Raw genomic sequence first — 18,206 nt, 5'->3', positions numbered from 1 at the left:
CATGAAAAAAGTATCTGAAGAATCTGCAAAGGCATTGTTAGAAAGCCTTTTAGATAATCCAAAATATCTCTGTGACCCTATAGGGCAAGAGATTAGGTCTGTCTTGGAAGGAAGCCATAAGACTTATAAATACGTTCTGGTTACTGCGTTACTTGCAAAAGCAACAAATGGTGACATTGATCCTTTGAGTCTCCAAGCGAAAGATGAATCAGAAGGTGCATTTGACGCAAGAAGTTTATGTCATCATGTTGTCGTGCCTTTTGAAAGAGACTTTCTTCCCAATAGTTTAGGAGGGTCTAACGAGCCATTCCTTAATAAACCAGCCAGGTATCCAAGATTGACAACAGAGAATGCTGTTCGTAAAGGGCATGATATGGAAACACTAAAATCATTGATTTCCATTCTATCAAAGATGCGTAGTTCTTTGATTGCAAGAAAATATTTATCATCGGCTATCTATAACATGAAATCCATCGCAGCTTCCGTTGCAGAAAAATATGAACTGCCAGACATCGGCATGGATAATCTTTCTGGACCGCAGATAATACTTGATTTCGTATACCAAGTTACCGAGTCAAGATTTGAGGGGGAAATATGTCCTCTTGTAGTAGCAACAATCGAACATTTCTATTATGGAGGAAGTAGAATAGTTGTCCCTCATAAGGTAAACGAAAGTGGATCTTCTTCCAAAGAGGTTGGCGATATAGACATTTTCGATGATAAAGGAAAAATTGTATCATCAATAGAAGTCAAAGATAAAGATTTTGCAAAGATTGATGTGGAACACGCAATAAAAAAATTTGCGTATGCTCGTTTGACCAAGACTCTATTCATTTTTGGACGAGCTGTGATGTATGATGCAGAAGAGGTTCATGAAATAGCTTCAGAGTATGGACGGAACGGATATTTCTGTTCAGTTGTTTCTGTTCTCGATTTTGTTAAAATTCGTCTAAGCTCAATACAGCAATCGATTTCCTTGCAAGATTTTTCTTCAACCATGCTCTCATATGCAAAGAAAATCAATGCAAAAGACGATACAATAGACTGGATAAAAAACTGCACTATAGAATTTTACCTTTAAAAAGATATGAGTGTGAAACATCATTTTCTTCCACAGTTTTACCTTAAAAGATTCGTTGGAGAAGGCGAAAAACTGTATTATTGCAAAAAGAAATACGATACATATAGAGGTGTTGCAACTGCTGGAATTTACTATGCGAATGACTTGAATAACATTGATTTTGGTCAGTATGGCGTATATGATTTAGAAAAAGAATTTTTTCTCGAAAAAGATAATCAATACGCACAAGCATTCGTTGATATGCGCAACAAGTATGCATATGATATTTGTGCAATGCCTGCTCAAACAAAGGCAGATATTGTTGAGTTTGTATTAGGATTATATTGGAGAACTCCTGGAGGTTATGATCATGTTGCTGATCTCATTGAGAACGATGGACTATTGACTGGAGATTTACATCTCTACAATAAAAAGACCAATCAGTATCTCAGGGATGAAGACATACCAGATATTGTGGCAAACATCAAATCCAACACTACAAACAAAAAGTCTTTCATGCCAATTTTCTACGAAGAGAACGTTCGTAAACATGACTGGTCAAAACTTGAAGAAAAGTTTTTAATATGGGAGACTTCAAAACCCATGATAATAGGAGACATCCCCTATATACCATTAAAGTCAGAATGTAAAAGAGGAAAAATTCTTGAAGAATTTGTTATACCTTTAGACAGGAATCATTTACTTGTCTATGCGGAAAATAAGCCAACATTCCTTGAAGAGAATCTTTATCAACATATCAACCTATCTATCATAGATGGTGCTTCTGAAAAAATATCTTGTAATGACATAGACTTCTTAAAACAAGAAATGGAATTTGCAAGAAACAGAATAAAACGATTGGCATTGTTAGGGCTTTCTCCAGTCTCTCGATATCTTAACGTTATCATGCAATTTCAATGCCGTTTCAAAACTTATGAAGAGTTTGAGACATTTTACACAGCTCAGAACTATGGTGATAGACAATATTTTTTCACCGAAAAAGGATTGTAACATGAGCCGACTGATTCTAAGCGAAAGCCTAAGGTCAGTCGGTTTTTCACTTCCCACAATTCTGTGCAATCATCATTCCTACACCACCAGCGACCACAAAGATACCAATCGTGAAGAAGAACCAGAAGAACCATTGGGCATAGTGACCGAGGTAGCAACCATCATATTCCTTGTATCGTTCACGAACTTTCTTCCGTTCATTAGCAAACATGGAATTGACCTCACGGATATGCGTCTGCATCTGTGCGGTCATCCATTGGCGTTCTTTGGCAAACAGTTCTTGGATCTTCTGCCAGTCTGCATCATTGACATTTACAGACACCTTTAATTTTGTGGAAGTATTTTCCAAAACTTTGTCTATGTGCTGATTGATGGTATCAACCTTTTTGCTGATAGTAGTCACAGCACCACCTAATTTGGTTTCTGCACGCTGATACTGCTGAATGGCAGACTCCAGTTCAAGTGTGGCATTGATGAAGGTGTTTGTAGCTTTGTCAATGTCCTCACTCAACTGCTTCAACTCAGGAACACGGTTTACAAGTCCGTCTTCGGCTTGCTGTTCCTCGACCTCGTTTTCGACATCATTCATCATGTTGTCGAAGTCGGATCTTTCTTCTGTGTCTATGTTTATCTTGCTTTTTCTGATTGCCATATTATCATTGATTTATCGGTGGAAACTTCTGCTGCGTGGTTTAGGCTTGCACATGGCATGAGCCATCTGTGCGCAACGGTGGGCAAACTTCCAGTCATCTTCATCGTCTTTCTTACCCCAACCAGAAGAAGGAGCAGAACCGCCACCGCCACATGACTCAGACATGGAAGTGGCTGCGTCAATGTACCCTGCAAACAACAGCATCGCTACATGAGCTACATTCTCTGTTGTCGCTATATCATTGTCCTCTGGAATCTGAACTTCATTAGTAAAGACATCTTTGACAGAGTTCGGAATCCACACCTTTTTGACTTCATCGCCAATGTTGATTGTGAATGCAGTTTGTGTAATTTGAGGTTGCGCCTTTGGTTGTGATGCTGTTTGAGTCTGAACGACAGGACGAACTGGGCGAGGCGCAGGAGCAACGGATGGAGAAACAGGCTTTGTCTTGACTTGTGTAGGTTGTGGGTGCAGTTTCTTCCATGTGTCTTCAATCTTTGATGCCATGAACCTTCTGCCTATCTCCGAAGCCTTGAACACGGAAGCATTCTTGCCGACTGTGTAGCCGACAAGTTTCCGTTGTTTGTCGTAGCGTGGCTTTACCTCATAGCCTTTCATGCGCAACAGATTGAAGTATCTGTCTATGTTGAACTGTTGCATATCTTTGAGGGTATTTTCGCAATCCTCCGCAAGTTCCACTTTCCGCATATTCCGTATCTCCTGCGGTTGTTCCCACCCATGACGCATATTGATGATTTCCGCAGCCTTCATTGCCCGAAGATGAATGTCGTGTACATCATTGGTGTTACCCTCCATATCCACACGACAGCAGTCAATGTGAAGGTGCAGCGTTCCTGACTTGGAGTCAGAGTGCAGTCCACCCACATTCATAGAATTGGTGAAATTGGTCTTTATCTCATTGGAGAAACCATTGGGTTTAAGACCAACAGAATCCAAAACTTCCAAAGCTTCGTCTTGAAGGTTCGCCCAATCTACCATCGTGAAGTTGGCAGACTCTTCCTTTGATGGGGAAAGTACAAAAGTGGTCATGAACCTTTCCAACTTTCTGCCCACCGTCCTTTCCGCCTGATGATACTGGCAATGATGCTTCATCATGTACCAGATGGCGGTAGGGTCAAGACCATCAGGCATATTGTTCACCTTGACCGTCTTTGCATTCTCCTTTTCCAATGCGTACCTTACGGAATTGCCTCCATACGATACTACCTTTGCAAGCATAATCATGATTACTCCTTTGATTTGGTCTGTGCGTTTGTTGCGATATTCTCTTCAATGCTATACCAATGTTGGATAAGTACTGCAACGGCATCAATCCACCAACGCATGAACTTCTCATTCTTGAAGAACCGAGCCTTTTCCTCAGCCGTTTTCTTGGATAGCACGTTGCTGATTTTTATCAAATCCGTCCTTGCGATGGCGAGAGTGTTGAGAGCGTCCACCTCTTCCTTGGTGAGCCTCATGCGTGGACGGTGCTTCAAGCCAGTCTCAACGACATAGCGGCTCAGACTAATTCCACACTCCTTGGCAAGTGCCTGGAGTTGTTTCAACTCTTCTTTCGTACATCGGTAGGTATGGACTTCCGTAGGCGGTTTCCTTATGATTTTCTTCTTTCTCATTTGTCCTTGTCTCTGATTAAAATGGGATGATTACAAGCACCTTGCAAAGGTGGTCACGACTGCGAGCCTGCGAGTAGTCCGAGAAACTTTTATGAATACAGAAAGACGGACACGGCTTCTGTATTACAAAAGGATTTCTCGAAAAGTACCTATAAAATGACGGCACTTTTAACAGCGTCCGTCCCCAAGGCTGCTTAAACGTATAACAGTTTGGCAGTAGCCTATGGCGGTCAATCGTCCTTTGGGATGATTTCTCTGTATGGTGGCTCATTAGCCTCTGTATGCCTATTGACTGCCGTTATGGTAGCTGTTAGGCTTGTAAACCATTGTCATTAGAACCGTTAGACTGTTGTGTTTGTCCTCCTGCCAGATGCTGTGGATATGTGTTGTGTTCTCCCTTATTCTGTTTGGCATCTGCTTCTTGCAGGGAAGAAGGATTGCCAACAGACTGTCTGGAGTAATTCTGTTGTGGGGAAATTCCACCTGTAACAGCATCGGAAAGATTGCCATTCGTTCCGACCTTACCCACGCTTCTGTTGTCATTAGATGAAGCCGAATTTAGGGAAGAAGAAATATCTGCTGTAGAAGAATTGCCCTTGTTGTCAGTATCGTATATTCCATTGGCAGAATGCCCATCTTCCTTGTCCGACTTTGTATCATCCTCCGTTGTCGTAACAATTACTCTTGCTTGTGGAACTTCCGTGTGGATGATTGCTGAGCCATCCGCATTGCGCTTCAATGAAAAGCCGTTCTTGACAAATCTTCCGTCCACATACCAACCAGAGAGGGAATGCAGGGTAATGATGCGGTTGTCTCCAACCTTTTGTGAAGAGGAAATGCCCACAGCCTCCATAGCCTTTAACAGTTTGGGTACGGTCTTGCGGTCTTTGTCCCAGAGTTTGGCAAGTTGGGTATTGTCAACCAGACATTGCCCACACAAGATTTCCACTTGTTGAGTCTTGCTGATAGAAACAAGTGTTGTTTCACGTTCAGCAAGAGAGGCAAGAGACATGAAGCATTCCATGCGGTCAATCTTGTACTTCTTGCAGCGAAGATACTCCATCTGTACATCGGACAGCGTGAAGCAGTAATGTATCTTTTGTTTATCCATGTTCCGTGAATTTTGAATATTATAACCATAAATGGCAAGACTGTTTTTCTCAGTAAAGAGAAAATCATCTGTACCATCCTCTCCTTGGGGAAATGTCCTCTGCGATAACATAGAGCTCGTCTTGCAACCTGTCATTAGAATGGCTGCTTAATCGTGAAATGCACTCAATGCAAACAGACTGGGCAAGAAGTTTTCTTCTGCCGACAGTTGCTTCATCATTGATGCCCTTGTTGGCTCCGCATTGCTCGGCAAGTTGATTGAAAGCATCACGCACCCGAAAATAGCCGTTGCCAGTATTGATATAGCTCACGGCAAGGTCAGCGACATTCGCCAACTTGCTTCTGTACTCCTCATGGGAAATATCGTTCTTCATCATCGCCATGTCTATTTACAAAGTTCACTCATGTGCTTGGTCGCTGCAGCCTTGGTCTCAGCCTCGGACATACTGCGGTTCTGGCGCATCCAGTTCAAAAGCTCTGACTTTTCAAAGTATATAATCTTGCCGTTGGGACGGAAGAACGGAAGTTCATGCTTGTGTGTCATCTTGTAGAGACTGCTCTTTGATATACCCATGAATAAGGCTGCTTCCTCCAGTGTCAATACTTGCTTGGCATCACGGAGTAGGTTCTCCATTATCCCAATGCGGTGCTCATGTGACTCTACCTTCAAGAGAAGAGTCTCGGTGTCGATAGTTTTGTTCATTATCCTGTAATTTAATTGTTTGTGATTCGTTGTACTGCTTGTTTTGAAAGTGTAGTTCCCCAAGGCAGAGAGAAATCCTTGCCCGAAAAATGGGGACTACAAAAGTGAAATTAACTGATTGTTATCCTGAAAAGTTCTGTTTACTTGTTATCCTGTATAAAAGTTATTCTGCGTGGATGGGTGTTGGTGGCTGCTGTCCGCTTTGTCCTCGGTATCTGCTTGTTCTCCTCACGCTGTTTGCGACCTCGAAAGGCTTTCTTCGTGTTGTCAACAGCCTTGACCTTTTCATTCGTCAGCACATCTGCATAGATGGCGGTGGATTTGAGCGACTTGTGTCCCATCAGCTTCTTGGTAGTCTCTATGTTGCCGGTAACCGCCTGCACCAAAATTCCGAATGTATGTCGGGCGCAGTGAAAAGAGATATTCTTCTCAATGCCCACCTTCTTGGCTATCCTTTTAAGGGCTGCATCCACATTAGCCTTGGCAGGAAGGTGAAACACAAAATCATCATCGCCTTTGGGTGGCATCCATGACAAGGCGGTATTGCCGATTGGTACGGCATTGAGAGCCTTTGTTTTCTTTTGGACGATTACAAGCGTGTTCGTTTCCTTGTTTCTCTTGATGTCACTCCATCGCAGAGCCTTGATGTCGCTGATACGAAGTCCTGTCAGACAGGCAAAACCGAAAGCCTTTTGTGTCTCTGCAACTCCTGGACTTCTCTCATCTGAAGCCATGAACCTTTTCAGTTCATCGGGAGTGAGATACTGCTTATGTGATGTCTTTGGCTTGGGGAAGATGTCTGATTTCTCCAACTGGTAGAAAGGGTTAGCCTTCAACTTGCCGAACTTGACCGCCTTGTTAAACACAGCCACTATGCGCTGTTGAACATTGTGAAGGGAGCCTTCACACAAAGGCTTGGCTTCAACTCGTACATACTTCTGTGGTACATAGTCGTTCTTCAACCAAAGGAAGAATGCCTTGAACCATTCCTTGTCGAACTTCCTCAGAGTGATGTGAGGTCTGCGCTTGTTGGCAAGGAACTCGCTCATTAGGTATTTCAGATACTTTGATTGGTCAACAATAGCCTTGGAGTAGTCTGTGTTGTCGCTCATCCAGTCGATGTAAGTCTGGATCCAGTCCAAGACTTCTGGAGACTCGTCATTGGGGATTTCCTTCACAATCATCAAGTGACCTACCTCTGGGATGGTCTCTGGATGAAGAATACGCTCTGCCCTTATCTGGTGAGCACGTTGCAATGTTTCTTCGTTCCTTGCTTTGGTCTCTGCATCAACCTCCGGCAACAAATACAGGGAAAGAAATTCAAACTTGCGCTTGCCACCATCGTAGATGTCAAGATACAAGCTTATGTTGTCGTTGGCAAGTGCCTTTTGTCTGATAGTTATTGTCATGTCTCTATATATTTTCGTTGTCAATGATTTATGTGAACATACCGTCAATAAGGTTGATGGCTTCCTCCTTCTTCTTATCCACGATTTTAGCATAGATTTCCGTGGTCTGAATGTTGGAATGTCCCATCAGCTTGCTTGTGGTAAAAAGGTCAGCACCGAGCGTGAGCATCATCGTTCCGAACGTGTGCCGTGAGCAATGGAATGAGATATGCTTCTCTATCCCTGCCGCTTCCGCCCATTTGCGGAGAGCCCTGCCTATAACGGTCTGTGTGGTTGGAATGTCAAAGAAAGGAATATCATTACCTCTTTGCTTTGGCAACCACCGCTTTGCCTCTTCTGAGAGAGGTATTATAACTGGCTTCTCCGTCTTTTGCATTTCCATATCTATGTATTCGCCCTTTCCGTCAGCGGTCTTGAAGATGTGCATCGGAGCAAGACGGTACATGTCACTTAATCGCAATCCGGTAAAACAGGCGAAGATGAAAGCCTCCTTGACCTCTGGACGGTAACTGTCCGTAGCCATGAGGGTGCGAAGTTCCTCAATGGTCAGATACTCTTTCTTGCCATCCTTGGGTTGGATGCGCTCACGTGCATCAAGTTCCTTCATAGGGTTGTTGCGGATAATGCCTTGTCGCACAGCGTTGTTGAGTACGGTAGAGAACATTCCGAGGTATCGGCTTGCCGTATTCTCGCTGATAGGTCTTGGCTCGCCATACTTGATATGGGAGTTTGGGAAGTTACGCAAGAACTTCACATAACCACGGCAGAACTCCGCATTGACCTCTTCAAGCGAAATGAAGCCTTTGTTTGTCTCGTCAAGATACTTCTCTATGGTGTGCAGCATTTCCACACGACAATGGAGCGTTGACTTCTTGATGCCGACACCACCTTCACAATACTTCTTTATCCAAGTAGTGAGAAGCATCGAGCCTTGTTTTACTGTCTCCCAGTCCTGTATGCCATGACCTTGCAGGGCTTTGATACGCTCTGCCTTGATGCGTTCTGCAACCGCCATAGTCTGCTTATTCTGTTCCTTGCAGACAGGGTTGATTTCGGGGACGAGGTAGAGTTTGAGGTATTCATACTTCCTCACTCCCTTATAGTAGATGTCAAGATAGATACTCTTGTTGCCATCTGCGAGCGACTTTAACCGAATTTTAATCGGTTCTTTCAGCTTTACTTGTTTCTTTGGTCTTGCCATGATGTATGAAGTGTTATTTTGTTTTTGTATTCTGCTACATTGGAGGGTCTTTCTCCCTCTTGTTGAAAGTTCATGTCAGATATGGTTTCCAATGCTGACATTTGCTTTTCTTTCTCTTCCCTTACTTCGGAAAACTGATGTAAAGATAAGAAAACAAACCGAGAAACGAGAAACAAAACGGAAACAAGAAACAGTCTTTTATGTCTTTTTAAGAGTGAGTTCCGCAAACATCGGAAAATTCAAATTATCGCTTAAAGCATTGATACTTAGTGCATTTGCTTTCATTTGCTTTCTTGTCTTTTCAAACGCATTTCGGAGGACTAAGATATTCTTGACATCCTGCTCCTCATTGTTCATAGCGATGTAAACGCTGATGGCACCCACTACGGCTACTACACCTGCAATGGCATAACAGAGCTTGACCACAATAGGCACGTATTTGGCTATTTCCTCTGTCACTGTTGTCAGGGCAGTGGTTCCTGCAGTGTAGTCACCTGCCGAGTTTTGCGCCATGGCAATGCCACCGCCCACAAGGAGCATCAATGCCAATGTCTTCAAGCGTCCTGAAGAGAGAACGCTCTTGGCGGTCTTCTTCAAATAGTTGGTCGTTTTCTTAAACATTCTTTCTTGTTTTACTTGTTAATGATTTCTCTTCGCAGTTCATTCTCACCTTTATCCCCAGTCTTATTCCACGCTTTTGGCGTCTTTCCTTTCTGGCATACGGCTCGATGGTACTGCTTTCTCACTTTGATATATACTCTTCTGCAGTTGAGTCTTAAATCTGGTAGCCAAAGAATGCAGGGAACAGGATGGATGCTCCTATCATAAACAGACAGGCACCTATCAGAGTCACTATCGATTTGGTCACACCTTCTTCTCCTGTATTCATCTTGATGTATATCTGCAATGCAGAGATTATCACCATCACTGCAGCGACGGCGTATGTCAGATACAGCACATACAGCATCATCGTCACCACATAGTCGTGCATCCCTGTCAGTGCGTCAGCTCCCCAGCTATAGTCCACATTGCCACATTTGGCTGATGCAGACAGGGGGAGCAGCGCAAAGACAATGATTGCAACTACATTCTTTATGATATGGCTAAATTTCATCCTTGACTGGTATTGTTTTGATGTTTGGTTGTCCTGGCTTTGTCTCGCCTTGTTTCAATAGGCTCTCCGTGAAGTCGTCCTGCCATAGTCCGTCTATCCATATGGGAGAAGTGGACTCCATCTGCCCATCCATCTTTTCCTGCAACGACTCGGCTGTGTTCTTCGGCTTCTGTTGGTTGACATCATTTTCTTCGTCTTCATCAACATCATCTTCTCTGCCGGAAGAATCCGTTTCTGGAGAATAACCACTCATTCCGTTGTTCTCTGTTCCCATACCATAGCCCTCATCGTATGATGTGCCGTCTTGGAAACTTGTGTCGTATTGCTTGTCGGCAACGCTAAAGCCACCATCGCTTTCATTGACGGCTACTGCGGCTTCCTCTTCCGTTATGTTGCTGATGTCAAACACTTCCTCGTTGCTCTTGGCTTCTTCCTTCTTACCATACAGGTCTCTGGTTATCATCACCGCATAGTAGATGGCGTATGCAATGGTAAGGCTGATGGCGAATATCAAAAATGGACTCATATAATACTTTGTTTTATTGATGATTTATACTCTATGCAGTGGCAAAAGTGCCAGTTGCGAGTGCAAAGTAAAGAGTAAAATCCGACATAAAAGAATTTTGTAAAGTATGGCCATCAAAGTTTAAGATATATTCAAATTATAATTATATTTCATACTCTCAATCATACTTTAATCAGCTTTTTCTGTTAGTTTTCGCATGTTTGGGAAAAGGGCATAAAAAAAGCCCTCCGAATGGGAGAGCTTGATAAGGTATATCGTAATACCTTTATTTTTCCATGTATTGTTTCAGTTCCTGTGTGATATATGTCCAAACTTCTTGGAAGGTTAGTGGCTCCTTGAATTTGATTTTCTTCAAATAACTATTCCACATAATATTTCGTTTGGCATCTGTCGCAAAAGAATCCTCGAAAAGGCTATATTCCGTAGAGATGGCGGTGCCTCTATTCTCAAACGTGGCTGTGATGGCTTCTTGCAATGTGTTCAAGTCAATATTTCCTGCTTTTAGTATTCTGTACACATCAAAGAAGTCTTTCATGCGGCTGTTCTCTGTCGCATGGTCTATCATTGCCTGATACTTTTCTGCCACCACGGTTTCTAAAGAGTAAGCCAAGATGTCAACTTCTGGTAATGTGTCCAGCAACACCGGATAAGAAAGGTCAACGGGTGCAGGAGTTATGATGTCGCCAAAGCCTACATCCATGGAAATAACTTGGCTTGCCGTGTCAAGTCCTACCTTGACATGTACTCGCACACCATTATATTCTTTTTTGAGAGTGATTTCTTCTACGCTAATGCTGTCCTTTTCAAAGACAACTCCGTCTTCCAGACATTCTATGTCGCATAAATTTCTGAATGTTTCCTTGATATTGTCCAACTCACGGCTAATCTGTTGACCAAGGAAATCTATGTCCAATGTTGGTCTTGCTTTCAAATGCTCATGGGCATACAGTAATGCACCTCCTTTCAATATAAAGCGTTCTTTGTATGGACTTACCGACAGACGGTACAACAGACGCTCCTGAAAGTATCGTGTCAATATCGATTGGTAGAAGACATTCTCTTCTTTCGATATATTAAGCAGTTTCGCTCTTACCGAGCGAGCATAATTCTTCGTTGTCATATTTATTATTTTATAGTTCCATTTGTAGATATGTTCCCAATGTTTTGGCAACTCTCAGTTGTGAGGCATATTTCATCAGTTTGCTGACATTACGATCTCTGCGTTTCAGATATTCCTTTATAATCTCCGTACAGACATCTATGCCGATTTTGTTTCTATACTTTACTGCATCACAGACACATTTCTCCACGTCATATATCCTCACCTTGAAACCCTCAATCTCTGTATTCGTAATTCCAAGGTTAAAGGCGGTATCACTCCAATGGTATAGTGTAATTGGGGGATAATCTGGAAGGGTGATTTTTCGGCCTCTTTTTATTGCAAGACAATATTCTTGTGGTACCTGTGTAGTCAACTGATAATGTGACCAAGCGGAATACAGACACAACACACCACCAGGAACAACCTTTTCCACATCAAGCATTTGACTTGCCAAATGGTCATCGGTTGCATACACACCTCTTTTTATTCTGGTGAGTTCGCCATTCTTGGCGGCTTGCAATACTTTATAGTATGCAGCTCTTCCTGCCATATCTTTTGCAGAGATATAGCCTTCAGATTTTGGATTTGTCATACGCTTTTCCATAATTTGCATCTTTAATTCTGTACAAAGTTACTACATATTTTCAAAAGTGTAGTATGTTTGTACGGAAATCTACGCAAAAATCACGCAAAATATAATTTTCTACGGAGAATATTGACTTTCTCCGTAGAAAATTATCGTTTTATACATCCTCTTTATGCGGAATAATGGATTTTCTGCCGATAAGATAATCATTGACATCCTTGTATTCTGCATATCTTATGGATTCGTTGATTGCCCTGTTTTGATAACAGTCCATGATTGTATAAGCAGCCACCGTTCCTGCTTGGTCATTATCAAGATAACAATGGATAGTAGTGTAACACGCCAATCGTTCCATGCATTTCCCAAGGCTACTGATGGAGTTCAGTACAATATAATCACATGGCTCTTGTATGCAAATCACATTGTCGCCTCGCTTTTCCAAAGTCTTGTACGAAAGAAAGTCCATAAACCCCTCGAAGATGCAGCATCTGTCCTGCACTCCAACTTGCTGTGAATGTATCAAGGATATGTCTTTCTCGCCCAAACAACCTTTATAATATGGGTTACGCAGCTCATAACCATCCCTGTTATTTGGAAAGGCTATACCAAAATACCGCTTGCCCTTAAACGTGTACCAGATCTCCTTACAATAGCGTTTACCTATGTCCGCATCCACATGGCGTGAACGCAGATACGACATAAGCACAGGGTAGGACAATTCTTGGATATGTACCTTGTCCATCTTGTCTGTCTCTACTTGTGTCGGTATGGGAGGTTTTGCCTTTGTGGACTTTGGGTTGTTCATGTCCGCTGCTATATGCTGCAATGCAGCACCCACATCATCCGTATTGTAGAGAAGTTGGGCAAGAGCAATGATGTTGCCACCCTTGCCAAGAGCAAAGTCATACCATTGGTTTCGGCTGAAGTTCACCTTGAACGATGGCTTTGTCTCCGCATGCAATGGCGACAGATAATAAGATGTGGACTTGCTGCATCGTTTGGGCTGATGTCCCAATGCGCTCAGATAGTCCGTGAGTTTGATTTCCTTTGCTTGTTGTATGTTCATCTTTCTTTCTTTTTTTTGTTCATTCGTGCGCTTATTATATATACACCAGAGTGAATGAACGGTTTTGTGAAGTCATTTTGTCGTATGTCCATGTAGTTAAATATGATGCCCCTTCACAAAATCCGTCCGTTCTACTATTATATATACACCGAGGTGAATGAAGTGGTTTTTGAAGTGATTTTCGCTTCATCCTCACTTCTTCACCTCCTGCTCTTCAAGCAGCGGAAACGAAGGATAATCCTTCATTCTGCAATACTCGTTGTTGCCACACTTCGCCACCAGTTTGCTCTTCAATAGGAAGGTCAGCAACTTTGACATCACTGTTCTACCTCTGGCAAAACCAATAGTTGTATATCCTTTCGTCAATGCGTTTATCACATTCTCATAACCTGACACCACTTTCTTGCCAAAAGCCATTCCAAGTGCCTTGTCGTGCTGCTCATCGGTAATGTCGGCTATTGTCATCTTCGGCTGTCTGGCTGTGGTGGAGTCAACCACATAGTCCTTGGCAATCTCTGGAAGTCCCTCCTTGTTTATTTGGAACGCAAAGGGCGCAAAGTCCTTGTCTCGGATGTTGAGCGGTTTCACTTCACTCACATTCGCCATCGAATTGCTCTTGCTTATCACCAGTACCGTCTCAGCCTTGTTGCTGAGTTCCGTTCCTATGTGACCTCTTACATTGTCATCACCCTTGTTCAAGTGTAGGACACAATGTATATGCAGGTCATAGCGGCTTGACCACTGCATCAGTTTGTTGATGATATGGACAGACTCGCTCGGATTGTTGATGTCGAGCATCAAGTCCCTTATGCCGTCAATGATGACCAAGCCAAACCCCTTTTGTGTCTGCAAGGCATATTCTATCAGTCGCAGTCTGAGGTTGGGACTGTACTCTCGCAGTCCGAAGAACACAAGGTTCTCACTGTTCATGTTGTCGGGCAATCCTGCAAGCCGGAGGATGCGCTGCATCACGCTGTGACAGTGGAAACGGCTCTGCTCCGTATCAACGTAGAGTATCTTACGCTTGTCATCGGGTAGTTTTGCCGTATATTGCAGCACCTTTCCGTTAGCAAGCGAGGCAGCAACCAAAGCGGATACGTTGAACGTCTTTCGGCTCTTCGCCTTGCCTGTGGAGGCACTGAAGTTGCCAAGCGTGGCTATGGTCGAGTTGTCCACCCATATTATCTGTGGCGGTGTCTGGTAGGTCTCGTCCGCATGGATAAGCGATGCCTTCAGCAACTTTTCCAACAAATCAGCATTGTCCGCTGCGCCTTCAAAGAGGCTCATGTCGTTCATTTCTTCCATCGTCATCTGCTCTTCAAGGGTTTGTTCATCACATAGCGTATGGCATCCTGCTCATACACCTCTTTTGTTTTCACAGGGTGCTTCTTGATCCATTCCACCAGTTCTTCCTTGCTGAAATAGATGGTCTTGCCGTTTGGCTTGTAATGGGGAATGGCAAAGGTACGTGTCAGTTTGTAAAGCTGACTCTTTGAAGCGTCAAGGAATACGCTTGCCTCGTCAAGGGTGAGCACGTCTTTTCCTGCAAAGAGCCATTTCTCCAAGCACTTGATGCGGTTCAGCACATCCTCCACTGGTCCAAGCAGCTTGAATGCTTCTTCCATTTGTTGAATACGCTCGGCAAGTCTCATTGGTGTCATATCTGCCAGTTCTTGTTCTGTCAACTCGTGTTTATCCACGTCTATCGTTGGCGGTAGGATAGTGCCATCCTTTGGTGGATTGTTTGCCTGATTTGTTGTCTGTCCAATCATTGTCGTAATTTTATTTATCGTTACACATAACGAAGTCGCCCTCCATAACCAGGTTTCTGATTACGGAGGGCAAAGGTAAGGGCATTTCTGCCCAATCGGATGGAAGTGCGCTTGACTGTCAACCGACTATCAAGCCAACTGTCAAGGTTTTCATCTGTCAGATGGTATCCTTGCTGTCATTTTTACCGCAATCTGCTATTTCTTGCACTTTCTTGCGGATAGTCTCATAGATGCTGGCGTTGGTACTTTTGGCATCACTGGTTGCTGAGGACAGCTTGGTTGTTGTAAGTGGCTTGTCTGTTGATGAAGACAGGATGAGTTTATGCTTGGCAATGACCGATTGCCATTGCTTGCAAATCAAGTTCTTGCTGCAGAGCATGTCAAAGAAGAATGCCACACGTCTGTTGCTTCTCGCCTTTAGCTGCTTGCAGACTTGGCACGAGAAGAGTTTTCGCATATCCTCTTCCGACACATCGGTTGAGAACAAATGAACCTCATTGGCATGGCGCGCAATGAGGTTCAACTGAGTAGAATCAAAGTAACATTGAAAGTCCTGTTTCGGTTTGGTGTCTTGTGCTGTTTGTAATATTGACGGTGGTTTACCATGGAGATACTGACCGTTTGGAGGCGGCTCCGTGGTGTTGAACTTGTGATGAAGAGCCTTATAGTCATGATACTCGAAATCCACTTTGGTAAAGAATATAACTACTAAGTCCTCACGTTCTTCAAGAAACTCCTCCATGATGTAGAAGTTCTTCTTGTGCTCGTTCTTTCCTGCCGCATACTGGCAGTCCGTATAGGAATGGCTGTTGAGAAAGTCCTTTTTATAGCGGTGATACAGTTTACCGCATCCTATTACTTCCGTCTGATAGCACTCATGGGCTTCCTTGAAGAACAGCCACAATTTGTTGGTACCACAAATGCCACCTACACCGTTAGCGAAGGTGCATTCATTGCATTGGGGTAAAAAGAGAGAACGAGGAGTCGTCTCGTCCTTGGTTGTTTGATGTATTATTATGTTCCATTTTTATTCTTCGAACGCACTGTCCAATAGGGAAACAGCCTCGTCCTTTTTCTTATTGATGATTTTTGCGTAAATTTGTGTCGTACGCACCTCCGTATGACCGAGAAGTTTGCTTGTAGTGTATAGGTCTGCGCCCATGGTCAGCTCCATCGTGGCGAACGTGTGGCGGGAGACATGGTAGGTCACATGTTTGCTGATACCTGCCGCACGGCTCCATTCCGGGATGCAGTCGTAGTTCTTGCTTGGCAGTGTTGGAAACACCTTGTCCTCGTCACTCGCAGATCCACGCTCAGGCATCCAACGAAGGGCTTGCTTGTTGAGAGGAAGATAGAGAGGCTGCTTGGTCTTGTACTGTAATATCTCAACTCGTGTCTTGTCACCCTCGGTGATGATGTTTTTCCACTTCAAACTCTTCACGTCACTGATACGGAGTCCGCAGAAGCATGAAAACAGGAACGCCGCCTTGATATCCTCACGCTTGCAAGGGGTGTCAATCAGTCTCTTCACCTCGTCAACGGTCAGATACTCTCGCTTGGTACCGCCACCTTTCAGAACATCCATGCGAAGACGCAATACGGGATTGTCGTCCATTATCTCTTCCTCAATAGCCATGTTGAAGGCTGCTTTGAGGCATTTGAGATAGTTCATCACCGTGGACTTGGACGGATGGGTGTGCTTGTAGGTGATATAGTCGTTCAACAAGAACACCATGAAACCATTGCAGTATTCCTTGGTCATCTCTGCGAGTGTCACGTTTGGCGAGTGTTCTCTCACTGCATTCAGCACGCTGTTCACCCAGTTTCGGGCAGATTGTCTTCCTCGCTCCACTTGTGCGTCACGGAATATCTCCAACCAATCCACAAGTCGCATTTTGATTCTTGACTTGTCTTTGAGTCCTGCGATGCCGTTAGTGATGCTCATGATGCGTTGTGCTTTGATGGCATACACCGCTTGCATCGTCTGCTTGTTCTGCTCCTTGGCAGCTGCATCAACCTCTGGAATGAGATAGAGACGCAGATAGTCGTAGGTTCGGCGACCATTGACATTGATGGATAGATAGACCGACTTGTTGCCGTTGGCAAGTTCCTTGAAGCGGATTCTCACAGGCTCCTTGGTCTTGGAATTTCTCTTGCGCTCAGTCTCTGCAACGGTAATCTCTGTCTTCACTTTCTTGGTGGCAAGATACTCCTTGTATTTGTCCACGTTGGCATCGGGGTCTTCTCCATGCGGCTTGTAGCCTCTTCTGCCGACACGCTTCTCAAAGGTTCCGTCCTTCAATGCCTTCATGCGTTCCTTGGCCTTTTTCTCAGCTTCTTTCCAGATTTCCTTGTGTTTCTCCTCGCTGTCATCCTTACGAAGGTAAAGACCAACTGACTCATAGGCACGTTGTCCCTTACCATAATATATATCAAGGAAGAGAGAACGGTCTCCATTGCGCATCTTGCGACTACGGACTATCACAGAACTGGTGTATTCCTCAACTTTCTCCACTTGGTTCAGCTCGTCAGAAGAATCCGTGAAAGTCTCTCCATTGACAACCTCTCGCGTCTTGCGTTCTTTCAGACGCTCTGCGGTTTCCATGACCAAGGCATTATTCTGCTTGTCAGCCTCGGTAATCTCTGGATTGATATAGAGCTTCAGAAACTCGTACTTGCGCTCACCATTATAATATATGTCGAAGTAGAGCGACTTGCTGCCGTTGGCAAGGTTCTTGAAACGAAGAGTGACAGCTTCACGCTTGTTGGGTCTGCCTCTATGTTTTTTGATTGTTCCATCTATGGCTCTGTCCTCACCGTCATCGTCAATAAACTTCCATTGGTGTCCTTCTCTGCCAGAAACGGCTCCGACGAATTCGTTTACCTCACGTTCCTTTCCTTGGGTACTTTTGCCAGTTTTAGCAGTATTGCCATTCTCCTTCTTGCTTACTCGTGCAGTCTTCTTGCTTGTAGTAGTTGTAGAAGCCGGATGTTCCAAAGAAGCCTTCACTATTTCCAACTTTCCCGATAGGATTTCTTGCACTCGCTGGTTCTTGATAACTTCTGCCTTCTGCAAGGTCTCGGCATTGACAGCCTTAGCCTTGTCATCGTCCTCAGGAAGCAGATAAAGCTTCAAGAACTCATACGACCTCTTTCCACTTTTGTAAGTGTCGAGATAAATCGACTTTGTGCCATTCGCCAAATCCTTGTAGCGTATGCGCACAGGTTCATTGTTACTTCTCATGTTACTTTGTTAT

The 18,206-nt window shown here is 43.9% G+C and carries 20 protein-coding genes; 2 read left to right on the top strand and 18 right to left on the bottom strand.

Annotated elements, in window-relative coordinates; translation table 11 throughout:
* The first annotated feature begins 1 nt into the window (after nt 1).
* Together P3T48_RS03685 and P3T48_RS03680 are read left to right on the top strand one after the other, a co-directional pair.
* On the top strand, nt 2-1,081 hold the full coding sequence (locus P3T48_RS03685) for a restriction endonuclease, SacI family (RefSeq protein WP_276505694.1): 1,080 nt from the start codon (nt 2-4) through the stop codon (nt 1,079-1,081).
* 6 nt (nt 1,082-1,087) lie between these two features.
* Nucleotides 1,088-2,071: a DUF4238 domain-containing protein gene (locus P3T48_RS03680; protein WP_276505693.1), complete on the top strand. Its 984-nt coding sequence runs from the start codon at nt 1,088-1,090 to the stop codon at nt 2,069-2,071.
* A gap of 46 nt (nt 2,072-2,117) precedes the next feature.
* Here P3T48_RS03680 and P3T48_RS03675 read toward each other — a convergent pair whose 3' ends face one another.
* The 18 genes from P3T48_RS03675 to P3T48_RS03590 all read right to left on the bottom strand — a co-directional run bounded on the left by P3T48_RS03675 (nt 2,118) and on the right by P3T48_RS03590 (nt 18,193).
* A complete protein-coding gene (locus P3T48_RS03675; protein WP_276505692.1) occupies nt 2,118-2,723 on the bottom strand; it encodes a hypothetical protein in 606 nt (201 codons plus the stop codon).
* Nucleotides 2,724-2,735: 12 nt separating this feature from the next.
* A complete protein-coding gene (locus P3T48_RS03670; protein WP_276505691.1) occupies nt 2,736-3,968 on the bottom strand; it encodes a relaxase family protein in 1,233 nt (410 codons plus the stop codon).
* A gap of 2 nt (nt 3,969-3,970) precedes the next feature.
* Nucleotides 3,971-4,360 (bottom strand): plasmid mobilization protein, encoded by a 390-nt coding sequence (locus P3T48_RS03665; protein ID WP_276505690.1) that lies wholly within the window; start codon nt 4,358-4,360, stop codon nt 3,971-3,973.
* A 310-nt stretch (nt 4,361-4,670) separates the two neighbouring features.
* Nucleotides 4,671-5,471: a hypothetical protein gene (locus tag P3T48_RS03660; protein WP_276505689.1), complete on the bottom strand. Its 801-nt coding sequence runs from the start codon at nt 5,469-5,471 to the stop codon at nt 4,671-4,673.
* 64 nt (nt 5,472-5,535) lie between these two features.
* Entirely contained in the window at nt 5,536-5,847 is a 312-nt protein-coding gene (locus tag P3T48_RS03655; protein WP_276505688.1) for a hypothetical protein, read from the bottom strand.
* An 8-nt stretch (nt 5,848-5,855) separates the two neighbouring features.
* Nucleotides 5,856-6,173: a helix-turn-helix domain-containing protein gene (locus P3T48_RS03650; RefSeq protein WP_004302115.1), complete on the bottom strand. Its 318-nt coding sequence runs from the start codon at nt 6,171-6,173 to the stop codon at nt 5,856-5,858.
* A gap of 140 nt (nt 6,174-6,313) precedes the next feature.
* On the bottom strand, nt 6,314-7,582 hold the full coding sequence (locus P3T48_RS03645; RefSeq protein ID WP_276505687.1) for a site-specific integrase: 1,269 nt from the start codon (nt 7,580-7,582) through the stop codon (nt 6,314-6,316).
* A gap of 28 nt (nt 7,583-7,610) precedes the next feature.
* Nucleotides 7,611-8,783, bottom strand: a complete 1,173-nt coding sequence (locus P3T48_RS03640; RefSeq protein WP_276505686.1) for a site-specific integrase — start codon at nt 8,781-8,783, stop codon at nt 7,611-7,613.
* A gap of 198 nt (nt 8,784-8,981) precedes the next feature.
* Nucleotides 8,982-9,404, bottom strand: a complete 423-nt coding sequence (locus tag P3T48_RS03635; RefSeq protein WP_276505685.1) for a DUF4134 family protein — start codon at nt 9,402-9,404, stop codon at nt 8,982-8,984.
* Between the two features lie 154 nt (nt 9,405-9,558).
* The gene (locus tag P3T48_RS03630) at nt 9,559-9,897 is read right to left on the bottom strand and encodes a DUF4134 domain-containing protein (protein WP_276505684.1); all 339 of its coding nucleotides are present in this window, start codon (nt 9,895-9,897) and stop codon (nt 9,559-9,561) included.
* On the bottom strand, nt 9,887-10,423 hold the full coding sequence (locus tag P3T48_RS03625) for a hypothetical protein (RefSeq protein ID WP_276505683.1): 537 nt from the start codon (nt 10,421-10,423) through the stop codon (nt 9,887-9,889). The genes P3T48_RS03630 and P3T48_RS03625 overlap by 11 nt, the downstream gene beginning before the upstream one ends.
* 265 nt (nt 10,424-10,688) lie before the next feature.
* Nucleotides 10,689-11,543 carry a nucleotidyl transferase AbiEii/AbiGii toxin family protein gene (locus tag P3T48_RS03620; RefSeq protein ID WP_010537135.1) on the bottom strand — a complete coding sequence of 285 codons (855 nt, stop codon included), beginning with the start codon at nt 11,541-11,543 and terminating at the stop codon, nt 10,689-10,691.
* Between the two features lie 10 nt (nt 11,544-11,553).
* The gene (locus tag P3T48_RS03615) at nt 11,554-12,138 is read right to left on the bottom strand and encodes a type IV toxin-antitoxin system AbiEi family antitoxin domain-containing protein (RefSeq protein WP_010537134.1); all 585 of its coding nucleotides are present in this window, start codon (nt 12,136-12,138) and stop codon (nt 11,554-11,556) included.
* A 130-nt stretch (nt 12,139-12,268) separates the two neighbouring features.
* Nucleotides 12,269-13,177, bottom strand: a complete 909-nt coding sequence (locus P3T48_RS03610; RefSeq protein WP_276505682.1) for a DUF8464 domain-containing protein — start codon at nt 13,175-13,177, stop codon at nt 12,269-12,271.
* A gap of 192 nt (nt 13,178-13,369) precedes the next feature.
* The gene (locus tag P3T48_RS03605) at nt 13,370-14,488 is read right to left on the bottom strand and encodes an AAA family ATPase (RefSeq protein WP_443217163.1); all 1,119 of its coding nucleotides are present in this window, start codon (nt 14,486-14,488) and stop codon (nt 13,370-13,372) included.
* A complete protein-coding gene (locus P3T48_RS03600) occupies nt 14,485-14,949 on the bottom strand; it encodes a helix-turn-helix domain-containing protein (protein ID WP_010537131.1) in 465 nt (154 codons plus the stop codon). The genes P3T48_RS03605 and P3T48_RS03600 overlap by 4 nt, the downstream gene beginning before the upstream one ends.
* A 157-nt stretch (nt 14,950-15,106) precedes the next feature.
* Nucleotides 15,107-15,853, bottom strand: coding sequence for a hypothetical protein (locus tag P3T48_RS03595; RefSeq protein ID WP_276505681.1), 747 nt, complete (start codon nt 15,851-15,853; stop codon nt 15,107-15,109).
* Between the two features lie 123 nt (nt 15,854-15,976).
* On the bottom strand, nt 15,977-18,193 hold the full coding sequence (locus P3T48_RS03590) for a site-specific integrase (protein WP_443217162.1): 2,217 nt from the start codon (nt 18,191-18,193) through the stop codon (nt 15,977-15,979).
* Nucleotides 18,194-18,206 lie beyond the last annotated feature (13 nt).

It is taken from the genome of Segatella intestinalis (assembly GCF_029348455.1).
Taxonomy (GTDB): Bacteria; Bacteroidota; Bacteroidia; order Bacteroidales; family Bacteroidaceae; genus Prevotella.
Note: the sequence above shows the minus strand (reverse complement) of the source record. Positions and strands in the feature narration are given on the sequence as shown.

Coding starts and splice junctions, on each gene's coding strand:
- P3T48_RS03685 (WP_276505694.1), top strand. CDS start 2: ATGAAAAAAGTATCTGAAGAATCTGCAAAGGCATTGTTAGAAAGCCTT.
- P3T48_RS03680 (WP_276505693.1), top strand. CDS start 1,088: ATGAGTGTGAAACATCATTTTCTTCCACAGTTTTACCTTAAAAGATTC.
- P3T48_RS03675 (WP_276505692.1), bottom strand. CDS start 2,723: ATGGCAATCAGAAAAAGCAAGATAAACATAGACACAGAAGAAAGATCC.
- P3T48_RS03670 (WP_276505691.1), bottom strand. CDS start 3,968: ATGATTATGCTTGCAAAGGTAGTATCGTATGGAGGCAATTCCGTAAGG.
- P3T48_RS03665 (WP_276505690.1), bottom strand. CDS start 4,360: ATGAGAAAGAAGAAAATCATAAGGAAACCGCCTACGGAAGTCCATACC.
- P3T48_RS03660 (WP_276505689.1), bottom strand. CDS start 5,471: ATGGATAAACAAAAGATACATTACTGCTTCACGCTGTCCGATGTACAG.
- P3T48_RS03655 (WP_276505688.1), bottom strand. CDS start 5,847: ATGATGAAGAACGATATTTCCCATGAGGAGTACAGAAGCAAGTTGGCG.
- P3T48_RS03650 (WP_004302115.1), bottom strand. CDS start 6,173: ATGAACAAAACTATCGACACCGAGACTCTTCTCTTGAAGGTAGAGTCA.
- P3T48_RS03645 (WP_276505687.1), bottom strand. CDS start 7,582: ATGACAATAACTATCAGACAAAAGGCACTTGCCAACGACAACATAAGC.
- P3T48_RS03640 (WP_276505686.1), bottom strand. CDS start 8,783: ATGGCAAGACCAAAGAAACAAGTAAAGCTGAAAGAACCGATTAAAATT.
- P3T48_RS03635 (WP_276505685.1), bottom strand. CDS start 9,404: ATGTTTAAGAAAACGACCAACTATTTGAAGAAGACCGCCAAGAGCGTT.
- P3T48_RS03630 (WP_276505684.1), bottom strand. CDS start 9,897: ATGAAATTTAGCCATATCATAAAGAATGTAGTTGCAATCATTGTCTTT.
- P3T48_RS03625 (WP_276505683.1), bottom strand. CDS start 10,423: ATGAGTCCATTTTTGATATTCGCCATCAGCCTTACCATTGCATACGCC.
- P3T48_RS03620 (WP_010537135.1), bottom strand. CDS start 11,543: ATGACAACGAAGAATTATGCTCGCTCGGTAAGAGCGAAACTGCTTAAT.
- P3T48_RS03615 (WP_010537134.1), bottom strand. CDS start 12,138: ATGCAAATTATGGAAAAGCGTATGACAAATCCAAAATCTGAAGGCTAT.
- P3T48_RS03610 (WP_276505682.1), bottom strand. CDS start 13,177: ATGAACATACAACAAGCAAAGGAAATCAAACTCACGGACTATCTGAGC.
- P3T48_RS03605 (WP_443217163.1), bottom strand. CDS start 14,488: ATGACGATGGAAGAAATGAACGACATGAGCCTCTTTGAAGGCGCAGCG.
- P3T48_RS03600 (WP_010537131.1), bottom strand. CDS start 14,949: ATGATTGGACAGACAACAAATCAGGCAAACAATCCACCAAAGGATGGC.
- P3T48_RS03590 (WP_443217162.1), bottom strand. CDS start 18,193: ATGAGAAGTAACAATGAACCTGTGCGCATACGCTACAAGGATTTGGCG.